General features: G+C 54.0%; 10 protein-coding genes. 6 read left to right on the forward strand and 4 right to left on the reverse strand.

Annotated elements, in window-relative coordinates; all coding sequences use genetic code 11:
• Positions 1–11: 11 nt before the first annotated feature.
• Positions 12–173, reverse strand: a complete 162-nt coding sequence (locus FX984_RS32360) for a hypothetical protein (RefSeq protein ID WP_186511838.1) — start codon at positions 171–173, stop codon at positions 12–14.
• Positions 174–395: 222 nt separating this feature from the next.
• On the opposite strand from FX984_RS32360, the gene FX984_RS02090 reads away from it, so the two are divergent.
• Positions 396–2321, forward strand: a complete 1926-nt coding sequence (locus FX984_RS02090; RefSeq protein ID WP_146476355.1) for a DUF7380 domain-containing protein — start codon at positions 396–398, stop codon at positions 2319–2321.
• 5 nt (positions 2322–2326) lie between these two features.
• On the opposite strand, the gene FX984_RS02095 is transcribed toward FX984_RS02090, so the two are convergent.
• Both FX984_RS02095 and FX984_RS02100 read right to left on the reverse strand, forming a co-directional pair.
• Positions 2327–4027, reverse strand: a complete 1701-nt coding sequence (locus FX984_RS02095) for a chemotaxis protein (RefSeq protein WP_146476354.1) — start codon at positions 4025–4027, stop codon at positions 2327–2329.
• Positions 4027–5757, reverse strand: a complete 1731-nt coding sequence (locus tag FX984_RS02100) for a hypothetical protein (RefSeq protein ID WP_146476353.1) — start codon at positions 5755–5757, stop codon at positions 4027–4029. Before FX984_RS02100 ends, FX984_RS02095 begins: the two co-directional genes overlap by 1 nt.
• Before the next feature lie 367 nt (positions 5758–6124).
• On the opposite strand from FX984_RS02100, the gene FX984_RS02105 reads away from it, so the two are divergent.
• From FX984_RS02105 to FX984_RS02115, 3 genes are all read left to right on the forward strand, one after another.
• Complete coding sequence (locus FX984_RS02105; RefSeq protein ID WP_146476352.1) at positions 6125–7057, forward strand: hypothetical protein; 933 nt, start codon at positions 6125–6127, stop codon at positions 7055–7057.
• Between the two features lie 127 nt (positions 7058–7184).
• Entirely contained in the window at positions 7185–8690 is a 1506-nt protein-coding gene (locus FX984_RS02110; protein WP_223841588.1) for an RES family NAD+ phosphorylase, read from the forward strand.
• A 23-nt stretch (positions 8691–8713) separates the two neighbouring features.
• A complete protein-coding gene (locus FX984_RS02115) occupies positions 8714–9406 on the forward strand; it encodes an ImmA/IrrE family metallo-endopeptidase (protein WP_123728180.1) in 693 nt (230 codons plus the stop codon).
• A 126-nt stretch (positions 9407–9532) separates the two neighbouring features.
• Here the strand turns inward: FX984_RS02115 and FX984_RS02120 are convergent, their stop codons facing one another.
• Positions 9533–9898 (reverse strand): histone-like nucleoid-structuring protein, MvaT/MvaU family, encoded by a 366-nt coding sequence (locus tag FX984_RS02120; protein ID WP_146476351.1) that lies wholly within the window; start codon positions 9896–9898, stop codon positions 9533–9535.
• A gap of 257 nt (positions 9899–10155) precedes the next feature.
• On the opposite strand from FX984_RS02120, the gene FX984_RS02125 reads away from it, so the two are divergent.
• Positions 10156–14100: a YobI family P-loop NTPase gene (locus FX984_RS02125; RefSeq protein ID WP_146476350.1), complete on the forward strand. Its 3945-nt coding sequence runs from the start codon at positions 10156–10158 to the stop codon at positions 14098–14100.
• Between the two features lie 263 nt (positions 14101–14363).
• On the forward strand, positions 14364–14681 hold the full coding sequence (locus FX984_RS32625) for a hypothetical protein (RefSeq protein ID WP_146476349.1): 318 nt from the start codon (positions 14364–14366) through the stop codon (positions 14679–14681).
• Positions 14682–14722 lie beyond the last annotated feature (41 nt).

The following is a 14722-nucleotide window of genomic DNA, read 5'->3' on the forward strand; positions in this document are numbered from 1 at the left end:
GGGCTAAAGGCTTAACTCGCTAGCGCGGCTTCCTCCAGTGCCGCTGCAAGCACCTCCAAGGCGTCAGCCAAGCGGGAATCCTCACGCGCGTCCCCACTGCTGGGAGTAAACTCCCGGCAGTGGCGCAACAGCGCGTCGCGATCATTGTGGTTCAGATCCAGTTGAATGTGCATGGTCGAAAATTCCGAGGTGGTTGAGCTGCACCTGGCGACTTAGCTGGCGCTCAAGCACGCTTTAATCGCATATTGCGCGTTGTTGACAAGCCGGGAGTGCAGGGTATTGATGCTTGAACAGGAGGCCCAGGTTTTGCTCGGTCTGACCACGTGGTTCAGCTTTACCTTCATATGAGCTGTGAGCACGCAAGCCGCTCTAAATCCCCCTCATGAGGATTCGCTGTGTCGCAAGACTTCTACCGTTATCCTGAAGCCACACCACTCACCCTAGAAGCACTGCATGCCATTGATTTCGCCACCGTGCTGAACGGTGTGGCACCTCGCTACTACGACATTTGGCGTGCACTGGCTGACGCCGCAAGAACAACCCTGGCCAGCGAGGAGTTCGCCCAAGCCCGGGTACTTTGGCTCCTGTCCGATCTTTGCTCCATGATGCTCAACCCCTCTAATCCAAACGAGCTCTTCAGGCCCTTCGCCATCCTGGAGGACAAGCGGTCACTGGCCATCACCGATGTAACTGGAGACGAGTTCGATTTCCTCGAATCCGCGATGGATGAGCTCAGTACTGGTCTCGTGAAGGCCCGCGTTGCAGAAGCCCTATGGATCACCCAAGGACGACGTCATATCAAGCAGGCCCAGGCGGCTTTGGCGGGGTATCAGACAGTCCCCTTGAATGAAGACACCTGGTGGCGAGGCGGGGAAGATTGCTGGGGCCGTGCACTAATGCTGGCGCCAAGGCTAGGGAAGGCCGGCAAGGACATCGCGGAACAACTATCGAATCGTTTGTTCGATGCACTCGACAAAGAATTTGAAGCTCCGTCCCCCATGCTGGCGCCAATAGCGGCCTTGGTACTCGAGAATCGCGTGGTGCACAGCCAAGCAGCTGATCTGCCGTCCAGGTTGGAGGAGGTCGGCCGGAACTCAGAGCGCAACGGTAATATTTTACGGGCTCGACGTTGCTATGAGTTGAGCATGGACGCGTACCGTGCTGCTAAAGACCCTGTTTCATCGGCACGCATGACAGCAGCCCTCGCCAATACGTGGGTGGCAGAAGCGGAGGTGCTTGGTGATGGAGAAGGGGCGCAGCCGCTGATCGCCCTGAACAACCTCGAGAAGGCGTTGCAGATCTACAGAAAGGTACCGCAGAGATTCAGGGATCAGCTTGGCGTGACCGAGCTACTGATTCGCTTGCCTCAACGCATCGCAGATGCGGGCAATCGTTCGGTGGGGATGATGCGCATGATCTCATCGCCGCCTACGGATATATCAGACCTAGTCAATGATGCCTTGGAAAAGGTTTCTGGCAAGTCCCCGGTTGAAGCACTCCATGCGTTAGCCACGCTGTATCCATTTGCCAAGAAAGAGGGCGCTCGGCAGGCAGCTTTGAACACGCTGCGTGTAGGCTTGATCGGTGCGCTTAGTGGCGCGACATACCTCGACAAGGGTGGGCGTGTGATCGCCAAGACCAAACCTATTTCATTAGGCGCTGAGCCCTCGCAAGATAACGAGGAGCGCATTTGGGCAGAGATGGTCAAAAACCACACCTTTACACGCAATCTCACCGTGCAAGGCGGATTGATTCCAGCATTGGGCGTTATGCAGAGGGAACACTGCTACAAAGAGCAGGATCTGGTTGAACTTGCCAAGGCGTCGGCTCTGGTTCCGCCCGAGCGGGCGCTCATGGTCGGCAAAGGTCTGTATTGGGGGATGGTGGGCGATTTTGGCATGGCAGTGCACTTCCTCATCCCACAACTGGAGAACATCGTTCGGTTCCACATGAAAGGCGCGGAACTGAAAACCTCCAACACTGACGCAGAGGGTATCGAGAATGAGAATGGCCTAAGCACGCTTCTGGACGTCGAGGGGGTCGATGCTGTCTTCGGCGCCGACATCGTGTTCGAGATGAAAGCCCTGTTCTGCAGCGCATTCGGGCCGAACCTGCGCAACGCGTTTGCTCATGGCCTGATGGACGACGATGATTTCTATTCGGCGGATGCGGTTTACGCCTGGTGGTTCATGTTGAAGTGGGTAGCCATGGTCTATTGGGCCCAGTCAGCACAACGCAACAACGCCTCAGCCGATGCTCAATCAACCAGTCCGAGTGACCAAGGCGCACCTGTTGACGAACCAGAACCAGACGTTACCTAATCTTGCTACCTGCTTGACCTCAAGTTTCTCAACGCTGGAATCCAGGCGTGAGGGGTAAGCGGAAGACGGTAGTGCCGGCATGCCATAACGAGGATAGGATCGTACCCATGCTTGACAACAGACAAAGTAGAGTACGCGTCGCCATCTAGGCATACGGCTTCCACCAGTTTAATAGCGAGATCACCGTCAGCGGTAATGGGGATTTCAGTGAAAACCGCGCCATGCGATTGATGATTTGTATAAAGGTGTTCTTCAGAGTCTAATCTGACAAACCATAGCTGGTGGTTACAGTGCCTTAAAGACTCATTCGCGAAGGCTACGAAGTTGTCGGTGTAGTCGCTAGCTCCATCAATGGTTGCCCAAAGGATGAGCAGGGGGATCAACGAACTGCCTGACGTGTGCCACTGTCGATAATCTTCCGTTTTCTCCTGGGGATGAGAGATCAGATCACGGTAACGAGAAACATGCGTTGGGTAACGATCATGACAGCGAAAAGCAAACTGGTACTGGTCTAGGGTTTCCTGGCTGTAGCTAATAATGAGCTCTCGATAACCTTCGATTTGGGAAAGAAAAAGCAACGCCGTGGCAATGTCAGTCGACTGGGAGTCCGTACATGGGCTGAATAGCGCGTCGTTATTGTTGATCAGATGGAAGACATTTTCTGCCATCGCTTTAGCGTTGGCTTGATGTGAGATTTTCGACTCTGAGTCTGTCGCATGCTGTGCTTTCCAAAGCATCCACAACCCCCGTTGAGAGAGTCTTCCAAGCGTGTCAAACAGTTTAAGGTTGGTATCCACTGGGCTGTCGGGTCTCACGGCCGCAGATACGGCGTCCCTTAAACCTATAATCGGAATTACTTTCTCGCCATAGTACTCATCCCAAATCCGGAAGTGCAAATTTATGAGTTCGTCGAAAGTGCTACGCAGACTTCTTGATTCTTCACCTGTTAATTTCGTTTTTATAAATTCCCAAGCATGCAGAATTGTCAATTCGCTGGCTTTGTACGGGGCTTCGAGGTTTTTGGCCTCTCGCGCCCAAACGTAAAGAACCGATAGGCAAATATATGTGCGCCTCAGGGAACTCAGATCACTTTTGCGACCCTTTGGCTCATTGTGCAATAGGCCCTTAAGCAGCGGAACGAAATTTGCGTAAGAAACCTCCGGTTCATCGAGCATCGCGATCGACTTTTGAAAATAACCACGTAAATCTTTGCTAACAAGTTGCTCGCGCAGCGTTCCTGCAGCTAACAGGTCAGCAAGTTTGTCTCCGTTCCACTCTTCAAAGCTTACCCCATACCGTTCAGTAAATTCGGCCATGAGCCCTGTCATGCGACCACGCATGGGTTCATCGACGTCACCCCCAAAGCAGATGCAAATTACTTTTTCCAAGTCCTGGAATTCGGGCGGCACCCTGGATCGAAAGTAGACAAAGACGATGTCGCTCACAGAACTCACCAACGACTGATTAGTTCTATCCCAGCCGTCACGCGTCAAGTCTCCTTTTTTCAAGGTAAAAGCGTACAGTTTCTTTTTGCCATTTTCATCGGCAGGGCCAACTGCAAGGACGTCTACTCCTCCTTGGTCTGTGCCTCTACCAGGGCGAGAGATTACGTTGTACCCTAACTCACTTAGTAGGTCAGGCAGTACGACATCGAGCTCATCACGCTCGCGCAGCGAAGCGACATATTGCTTAAACACGAGCTTCACTAGTGACTCTCCATTTTGTATAGGAATAGTTGCTTACGCAGCGAAATGGGCGCAAAGAAATACTGACGAGCGATTTCTAGATTGTGGTGGAACGGGGTGGCCTTAGTCTCAAAAGTATTATAATTACCGTCAACCGGCCTCAGACTGACGAGTCCATTGCCATAAAGGAGAGTCCGCTCGACGAATATATCCGCTAGGAACGACCCTTTCTTGCCTTCATCGATAGCCTGCTGAACTTGATCGCTGTAACGCTCAAATTCCATTTGCCGGTGATGTGCTGGAGGCAAGAGTTCTTTCAAACCCCTAGCTTTATCGATACCATTCATATAGCTATTTAGGCGGGTGATCGCAGCGCTGATCATTTCTGCTGTCGAACCATCACCATTGGCCATAGGAGCTAGACAACCTTGGGCAAGGCTTGGATAGTTAATCAGCACAGGATCGTATAGCAGGTCACCAATCTCTGCCCGCTGCGTCGAAGGCGCTGATGTGCCCAACAACACAAGGATTGTCGCCAGAGGTATCGGGTAGGCGAAAAAGTGACCCACCGCTTTACGCGCGATGAAGCCGTACTCTTCTGGCTTTAGGTCAAACGAAGAACCTTCACAGACGAACTGGTGGGGTGCTTCCTGGCCCAGCAGAAATCCTTTATGGAGCTCTGTGCAGAGTCGCTGATCTCCCGTTCTAAGCCATCTTACGACCCATGAATTGAGCACACCAGGTTTGCCCTTGAGCAGCCCCTCAACCGTCATGACGAACTGGCTAAGTGTGTGCTCTGATTGGTCATCTCTGAGAAACAAACTCTGCAGAAAGTCTTGGGCATGATTAGCGCCGCCTGCATCAATTAACCGCCCAAGGAACAAGTCTAAATTTGAGCAATCGTAGGGCTGAAGCGTGGCCCCTCCCACCGCTATAAGCAGAGATTGCCAAAGCGGGGGCGTGAGGCAGCTGGAGCGGTGGGCAAGCGTATAGGCTATTTCTTTAGTTACCGCTGGGGTCACAGGGAGCAAGATCTCGAGAGCGAGATCGTGAAGAGCGACAAGAGCAGGCTTCGGAGCCTTTTCAAGCCAGCAGAAGATAGTTTTCAGCAGAGCTGCACGGAGCGAGTCTGACCTGTCTACTTCGGCAGTAGCCCTCAGAGCATTGATCGCGCTTAGCCATTTCTCGTCGTCATCGTATCTTGCGTATCGAAGCCCTGCTAAGGCTTGATCCCTTAAAGTCTGATTGGGGTTGGACAGATAAGCGAAGACTCTTGGCCCATGCCTCCGCGTATCCGACCGCACGCCCTGTGAGATGGCTGCTGTCAGGGCTTGGAAGCGCTCACAGCGCGAGTCCATCGCATCCACGGACTTGAAGATTTGTTCAACGCGGTCTGACCGATCATGACACCAGGTTTCAAGTACCTGAGAAACGTCGCCACTGTCAGCCACTGGCTCGTACAGACGTTCAATGACGGCTAGTAAAGTGGGCAGACCGATGTTCAGCTTACCTAAAAGACTCGCATAGACCATCTTGCCTATGGCTCTTCGTATGTCGGTGTACCGGCTCAAGAACTCTTCGGACACCCCTTCAACCAAATCGATGGCGCCGTCATTGTGGACTTGCGCGAGTGTATCGGTGTACGGCCCATACTCGCTGTAATCGCTTTTCCAGTACCTGTTGAAGATAGCGTCGATCAACGTGCCTTCCTGAACCTTCTCCATGATTTCGGCGTATGAGGGCACTGCCATGCTGAGTCTCCGTCTGTCCGTAGCGACTAATGATATATTCAAAATTGGCGAGCACGCCCGGGTTTGTGTCCGAGACAGGAGCTCACTCGTTGCTGCTTGTCAAAATTCAATCCATCACGAAGGCTGAGCCGACGATTGCTAGGCTGCAGTCAACTGTACCGCGCCCCCCCTCAAGCACTTTCTCGGGACTTCACCTGGCCAAATCCTTGGCCTATACCCAAAATTCACAGTTAGGCATAGCGCGACAAAGGTCGTAGCTAACAGCTCTAGCTCGGGCCTTGGCGCTCGACCCCGGGCGAGTTAGTCTCGAGCTTTTGCGTTGAGGCTGGAGATGCGAACGAAGCGAAGGATTACCCGGGCGTACTGTGTGGAGTTGGGCGAGGAGTTAACCATAGGCGGTGCACGCCAAGCCTATTTCAACCAAAACCAGCCACGCAGCCGCTTTCTGTTCCAATGCTCATCACCGGAATGCAGGGCGCTCAAGGTGGTGCCAAAAATCACAGCCGTCAATTACTACATCCACCCGACCGAAAAAGCGCGCGTCAAATCTCCCCATTACAAAGACAACGAGCACTATGACCATCATGCGGAGTGCGAGTGGATGCTGCCAGATGAGGACGAAGGTAGCGATGCGCCGTTGCCCGGAGAGACGGAGTTACAGACCCGCACACGCTTGGCAAAACGCCAACTCACTTCGGTAATCGATATCTTTGTTCCCCCGACACAGCCAGAACAACCCGTGGTACGTCCACCTCGAGCCGCACCAGGCGACGAGGACGAGGCAGGAGCTATTCGTCGACGGGGCGGTGGCGGCGCAGAAGGCACCCGATCCGATCGGAAGCACCGAAGCGGTGACCTGCGTGAGCTAGTGGATTACTACCACGACACACGCGAAGCCTTGAAAGACCTCTTTCCCGAGGTAACGATCAACGTGACAGGGCGTGGTGAGATACCGTTGCGTTCGTACTTCAAGAAGGTGGCTTGGGCCAGGCCTGACACTGCAGGTTACGTCTACAACGGCGGTGGGCGGATTGAGCCGCGGGAAGGGGCCGGCTTCGTATTCAACTTCTATGACAAGGTTGCGGACAAAGATGCCTCTCTCCAGGTCTCTGATGAGGTCATGACTCAGCACCGATCGAGGCGCTATGTGAATGAACTTCTCGATCAGGCACGGCTGGTAAGGTACTTCACGTTCTATTTCCTGGGCACCTTCACCTATCACGAGGCCAGCGACACCATGGTTGCACAGGTTACTGACCTTCGCTGCCTGGCGATTGACTTGGGGCCGTTGAGGAGCTGAGCTTCAGTAGAGATGGCAGCTCCAAACCATTGGCAAGGGCGGCACCCGATGGGTAAATGCTTAAATCAGCGAAAGGCCTTCGCCTAGACATAGATAGGTGCCGTGTAATGCAGCCAAGGAGCAAGTGATGCGTCAAGTGGTGTGTACCGATTGCCTTACCGAAACCTTCCTGCAGGATCACGCTTCGGACAACGACATCAGCGAGTGTGACTACTGCGAGCGAGAGCTCCCTGCCATGGACATGGAAGAGCTGGTAGAGCTCTGCGAAACAGCAATCCATGCCTCTTTCCGAGCTATCCAACAACCTAGCTCAGTGATCCATCACGGCTATCCTCCCGTCGGCATCAGTTTGTATGACATTTTGGAGCTCATGCTAGGTGCCGATCAGGCCCTAATTTCTGATATCCATGAACACCTGCTCGACTCCTGGAGCTACACGGGGGGCGATGACGACCCCTATTTTGTCGAAGAGACGGAGGCATCGTCGGAGCTGACGGTAGGCTGGCGAAAAATGGAGCACAGCCTGCAGTTTGAATCCCGACTAGCAAACCCCATGGTCGGGTCAATTCTGACTATGGTCTTCGACGACATAGAGGATTTGCGCTCGAAGGACGACAGGTCAGCCATTGTGATCGCAGGCCAAGGTTTTCCAATCTCGTCATTCCAACGGGGTAGGGTGTTCCAGGATGAACAGAGTATGGAGGAAGCGCTGACTCACCCTGAAAAGCATCTCGGCCCGGTACCAGGAGGCAAAGGATCTCCTGGCCGAATGAACGCCAAGGGGATTTCGGTTTTTTACGGCGCAACAGATGACCACACGGCGATTGCGGAGGTGCGCCCTCCCGTTGGCAGCATGGTGGTTACCGCGCGGTTCGACGTAATCCGGCCTCTGAGGCTTCTCAACTTAAACGACCTGGCTTCAATGCGTCCGCACCGGGGGTTGAGCTACTTCAATCCAATTCGCAGGAGCCTCAGCGAACGCTGCGCGTTTCTGAAAGACTTACAGCGCCAGCTGACGATGCCAGTCATGCCGGACTCGGCGGAAAGCGGGTATCTGATCACGCAAGCTATTGCCGACTTCCTAGCAACCCATGAAAAGCTGAATCTCGACGGTATTTTATTTCCCTCTGCGCAGGTGCAACAGGATACGTCACCGGGGCAGAACGTCATTCTTTTCCACAAGGCCAGTGGGGTAGAAAGGCTCGAGGACACACAAAAGGCTGAGTATGTGAGTCTCTGGGAGCCGGATGAAGATAGGTGGGTGTATTACCCAGAGTTCTCGGAAGCGGAACCTAAAGACTCAGATCAATCCTCCCGGTACGTCCCTCTGGTACCTCCACCGGAGCCAAGCCTGCGTCTAGCTCGAGACGGCATTGTGATTCACAAAATCCAGGGAGTCCGCTTCAGCACCGAGATCGACCCAGTCCACTATGTTCCTTGGTCGAAGGACAGGAAAATACCATGGGTTTCGATAGCGTGGCTGGTTACTAACGAGAGCTCGGATCTGGTAAGGGATCTCGAAACCCATCGGAGTTTGGCGGGCCATTACCAGCCGTACCGTTCATCGGTAAAACCTATATATTGGGTTAGGTATATCTTGAAAACACTACATATTGGTCTAAATTTTGCTTGAGAGCCTACATCTGGTATTTTGCCATGAACGAAGCCCATATCGAGAAAGCAGCGACCGATCTGCTCATGCAGATTTACCGTGATCGCCGTTATCTGTGGCCAGATCAAGATATTCCGCCGATGATGATGCGCAGCCCCCGGATCGCTGCCATGGTCTGCGGCTACGACTACCATGAGCATCCCACCCTGGGAGACACCCAGTTCAATCGGCACAACACCGGTACTCGTATCGCGGGCCTGATTGACCGTCAATCGAACAAGATCGCCGTCGCGACTGAGTTTGGTGACAAAGTCCAGCTCTTCACCGGCGCGCATGAGATCGGCCATCTTGTGCTCCACGAAGACACTGTCATGCACCGCGACCGCGCTTTTGACGGCAGTATTCTGCAGGCACCACGTGCACCTGCAGAGCGACAAGCCGATCGCTTCGCCGCCTGCTTCCTCATGCCTCAAAAACTGGTGAGGGAACGGTTCGAGTTCATGTTCTGCTGCAAGGGCCAATTGCGCTTCAGCGACGTGATTGCCTATCACCTCGACCCCAACAATCCGGATCGGCTTCTCTACTCCCCGAAAGAGTCGGGAGAACGTGAGCTGGCGCTGGCGCGATGCACCCGATTTAACAACCAGCACCTAGTGTCACTGGCCCAGCAATTCGGTGTCTCGGACTCGGCGATGGCCATCCGGCTCAAGGAGCTGGAGTTGGTACGGTGGCCTTAGAGCGAGCAGGGCACCTGGAGCGTGCAGTAGGCGGGAGTTGTAGGGGCGCCCAGAGAGGCATCACTGTTCAAGGTAAATAAAAAAGGGGCCTTTACGAGGCCCCTTATCTTTGCTCATGAGGATTTACTACGCTAACCAGCTCTCGACTTCGTCGGCACCATGCTGGCTTTTCCACTCTTTCAAGGTCTTGTGGTTACCACCCTTGGTCTCAACGCGCTCGCCCGTATGTGGGTTCTTGTAGACCTTAAGCTGACGGGGCTTGCGGCTGGACTTTTCAGCCACAGCGGCTGGTGCACGTCGACTGGCAGATTGTGGGTCAAGAATGGACACGATATTGCGCAGGCTGTAGCCGTACTCCGAGAGCAGGCTACGGAGTTTTTGTTCAAATTCGATTTCGCGCTTAAGGCCATCATCGTTTTTGAGGGTCTCAAGTTCGGCCAGCTGAGCAGCCAGTTGTTGCTCCAGGGCACGGAATTCGGCGAGTCTGGACATTTGATACTCCTGTATATGGTGCGTCGAGTATAGGTGTGGGGCTACAGGCCATCAATGTGCGGATCGTGCAGAGGTAAGCTAGGGCTTAGCTCTTGCCTGGTGAACAAAGGGTTCGCAGGCGAAGATGGCGGTGAGCTATCATCCCAAACCTCGTATCAGGCTCACCGGAAGTTCACCTTCCCGCTCAGACCCAAGATCGATCATTCAGTCTTTGGCAGATGAATGCCTGGTAGCCGCCAGCCTGCTTGGAGACAGGGATGTTCATTCGCTTGCGCGCCATCTATCACCGGGCATTACATGCCTATATCGTCTGGAACAACGAGACTCGCCGCAAGCTGGCCGCCCTGAAGCGATACCCTTGCGCGGTCGTCGCTGCTTATAAGGCCGCATATGCGTTCTTGGCCATACCTACTCATGAAAATCTGTTCCAGCCGCTAACCCCTGTGCTCATTGAGCCTGCGAAGATACAGCGGTATGAACGTGAGTTATTGAACGGTCTGAGGAACGATCAAGTCAGGAACATCGCTATTACGGGGGAGTACGGGGCAGGGAAGAGCAGCGTGCTTCGCACCTTCGTCCACCGCCACCCAGAGTTTGTCTACGCGTTTGTTTCGTTGGCTACCTTCGGCAAGGATAACGAAATCTCCGGGGCGTCTGAGCTTGTTAGCGATACCGACGTGGCCTCGGATTCTTCGCGGCCCTCCGAATCCTCCACCAAGGCAGGGCAGGAATCTAAATCCGAGGCAAACAAGGCTGAATCCGATCTCGTTGCTCGGATCGAGGAGACGATCGTCCAGCAGCTCCTGTACGCCGTCCCAGCAAAGACGCTTCCCAAGACCCGCCTTAAGAGAATCGATCAGGCTTCCGGCCTGAAGATTTGGTGGAAAACGCTCTGCTATGGCGCCCTCATTTTGGCAGCGCTGAGACTCTACGTTCCTGTGGCAGAAAAGCTGCCGAAGATCGAACCGACTTGGCTCATGGAATGGCTGCTGTGGATCCCGAGCCCGCTGGCCGTCGGGGTCGCAGTGTTAGGGTGCGTACTCCTGATACACACGTGCCTGAGGCTGGGTTCGCTGTTTAGTATCGATGGGTTGACGCTCAAAGGCGGCAAACTGGAGACCACCCACCATGGCTCCGTCCTGCATAAAAATATCGATGAGATCATTTACTGCTTTGAGCGCAGCAGCATTGACGTGGTGATCATTGAGGATCTCGACCGGTTCGGCATCCATGACGTGTTCACCCGATTGCGAGAAATCAATTTCATCATCAAGCAATCACCTCAGGTGAAACGCCCCGTCTATTTCGTCTACGCGCTGCGCGATGAAATGTTCGTCGTCGGCGAGAAAACTAAGTTTTTTGACCTCATCGTCCCAGTGATCCCCGTCATCAACTCGGAAAACTCCCAAGAAAAGATGATGGAGCTGCTGAACCATCGAACTTTCAAATCTAAACCCTTGGGCGAACATCTCGACCGTCGACTGGTGGAGACGGTCTGCTACTACATCGATGACCTCCGGCTGGTGAAAAATATCGTCAATGAATTCGATATGTTTTCAAATATCCTTGCCAGCGGCCTACGTCTAGAGCCAGACAAGCTGTTTGCGATTGTCGCCATTCGAAATCTGCATCCCGGCGCGTACGCCGACCTGGTCAAACGCCGAGGGGCGATTTATGGCGTCATCAAGGGACTGGCTGCCTGGAAAACCCAGGAGAACAGCGCCAATGCCAAGCGACTTGATGACTTGCGGCGTGAGCGAGATGACCGGGTCTTCGAACTGGCCAACAATGTCACTGAGTTGAGGGCCTACGTGTGGTTCACGCTTCTTCGACTGACCGAAATGGACACGGCAACCCATGTCCTAATTACTGGTACCCAGTACACGCCAAAGCAGTTCGTGACCGACGAGGTGTTCGACGTATTCATGAATCACGCCGGGCCCCTCTCAATGGTTGTCTTGGATCAATTCGGGCGGGCCAGAAACCCATCTAGAAATGTCTCGAAGGCTGAGCTGCTCACCGCTACATCCTATGAACGGCGCCATGCTTTGCTTGGGCGGCGACTCAGCACAATCGCGGACGAAATCGCAGCGGTGCAGAAGCAATCGGATCAGGTCATCCGGATGTCCTTCAGTACTGCCGTCAAAAAAGGCTATGGGGAGGTCGTAAGAAACAAACTTCCAGGCTTGAACGTCGTGAGCTATCTGATGCTGCACGGTTTCCTCGACGCCGACTACACGGACTACCTTGGTTATTTCTATCAAGGTTCGCTGACACCTGGTGACAAAGATCTGATCCTTTCGCTGAGACGTGGTGTGCTGCCTGAGGTATCCACGCCTGTCGATAGCCCGAGTACCGTGCTGGAGAAGCTTAAGAGCGACGAGCTCGACGAGGGCAGGGGGATCATCGTCGATTTGATCGCCTGTCTCAGCGCCCGACCAACCTCGTTCGCCACTAACTCAGCAGATGCCCAGCTAAGCCACATACTTAAGAGCGGCCTCAACGAACACCCCGAACGGATGGCTGTCGCTGTACGGGAACTTTTGAACCGAGCAGAAGCGGCTGAATTTATCCGCGCCGTGTACCGGCTCGAACCCAGACTGTTTCAGAGCCTTTTCGACGCTAGGGGCACGGGGGACGCTGGCGGCGTGTTTGAAGGAAGCGAGGCCCGTCAGTCCCTCGTCAAAGTAATCGCCGACAACCTGTTAGGATCCGACTTTAAGACCCTTGCCGATGACGCTTCAACGGATCTGGTTCCTACAATCGATTGGCTGGAAGATGCATCACGACTGATGCCAGGATTAGAGAGCAATGTGGGAGCTTGGGCGTGGCTAAGGGCTTACCCAGTCCAGTTTGCCTCACTGGGCCATATGATGAGTCTCGCAGACCTCGAAAGGCTGATCGAATGGCGCTGCATCAAGATCAACCTGCCAATGCTATCGCTGATATGCGCGAAGTCGGAAGCTGGGCAGCATTCTAAAGACGCCAAATCCGAACCTGCAGATGTGGGCATCGTGTCTCTGCGTAGACTGCAGGCTTTGGGCATCAATGGGCTCGGTGATTATCTGCTATCTCACGCGGATGAGCTCGGTAGCGCATTGCTAGGTCAGTCTGCTGTCCTGGATGAATCAAGCGATTCCTTGGCCAGTTTACTAGCAGAACTGGACACAGATGACGACCTGACAAATCGACTCTTCGATCACACGACCTGTGACTTGCACACTCTCAATGACACCCCAAGACATCTTTGGGCAAAGGCACTTGAAAGTGATCGCCTGGTGGCCAAAGCTGACGCTGTGTGGGTCTTTTTTGAGAAACTCATTGCGCCAGACGGCAATGTTTCGGGCGAAGAAATCGGATCGGAACCCACAACGGTGTTCACCGCCTTCATCACTCGGAATGCATCGGCTCTCAAGGGAACGCTGTGGCAGTCAACGAGCGCAGACTGGGCGCTGCAACAGTATCTTCTGAGCTCACCCAGCATCAGTAATGACGTGCTCAAGGTATTGCTCGATGGAGTCGTGCTCCAAGATCTATCAATGATCAATGCGGTCTTACCTGCGGGGCGCTGGGTCATGCTGGTGACCTCATCATTCCTTCCATACAGCTCGGAGGTCAGGAACATCGTATTGAGTACTTGCCCACACCTCGAAGGCCAGTACCTGGTTGAACGGTGGGATCTAGCAAAAGCCGAGGTCGATATAGGCTCGCTCCGACTCGACTCGATGCTCACGCTGAGCAGAAGCAAAGCGTTGCCACTCACACTGAAAATTCAGATGTGGTCAGGGCTTAGCCTGGAGACGATTGAAAGCAAACCCGAAGCGGTTCCTGAGCTCGGCCGTGTATCTGCACTAGCCAACCAAGCTGGCGAAAGGTTTGCTGATTCGCTGACGCCTGTGCTGCGACATCTAGTTCGCAACGCAAGCCTCATCCCGGAGCATCGCTCTGAAATGCTGACACAATGTCTTCCAGGGATGAAGTGGCCAGACGTTTCAGCAGCTCTGGCGTTGCTCGACGATGAGGACTTCAAAACCGTGAGCTCGAAGGTCAAGAAGATCAAGGTAAGAAACACTGAGTCAAATCAGAGGTTGGTGGGCGCGATGAAATCTGAGGGGTACCTGGCAACGGTGACACCAGAGGACGACGTCATCATCGCAACTACCAGGCCTTCATCCATGACGACTGAGGGCGGGTGGGTATAGGCGTTTTTTGCCAGCAGTGTGGAAATGCCCTGGTCACTAGTGGAGGTTGTCAGGGCCGAGGAGACCGGGATAGTGACGGAGTACAGATGTACCCCTAAGGACTGATGAGAACTCACCACCCCCGTCTTGCTCATTGAGTCAGCGTGGCTTCAAGCACTTTATCGATTGACGATTAACGCCATGTAGCGATCCGTGTATCTCTCCGGTGCAGCTTGTGAGTCGTCTGTGATGTCTTTGAAGTATCAGCTCACGAGATCTGCTTGATGCGCCATACGACACCAGACGGTCGCTACTTCGTAGTCAAAGGTCAGTTATGGCGCTGCAGCAATCCCGCGCTATCTGATGACCAGCGCCAGCAGTTGGTGCAGATGCTGATGGAGGCGCGGAGAGCCGTCAAAGTAGCGAAGGCAACAAATCATGCAGATCAGATGCGCACCGCTCGAGCAGAAGTAGATCAGGCGAAAAGGGCACTAGGGGAGAGGGGCCCGGTATGGTGGAGCGATGGCAGCCCGGACTACAACCGCCACAAGGCTGTTAACACGCCCTATGCTGAGTGGTACCGCTCACTGCCCGAGCCGTAGGGATCATGCGCGCAGAGGCACAGATTTTGAGCCCACCTATT

Origin of the sequence: Pseudomonas marginalis (genome assembly GCF_008692035.1) — a bacterium.
GTDB lineage: Bacteria > Pseudomonadota > Gammaproteobacteria > Pseudomonadales > Pseudomonadaceae > Aquipseudomonas > Aquipseudomonas marginalis.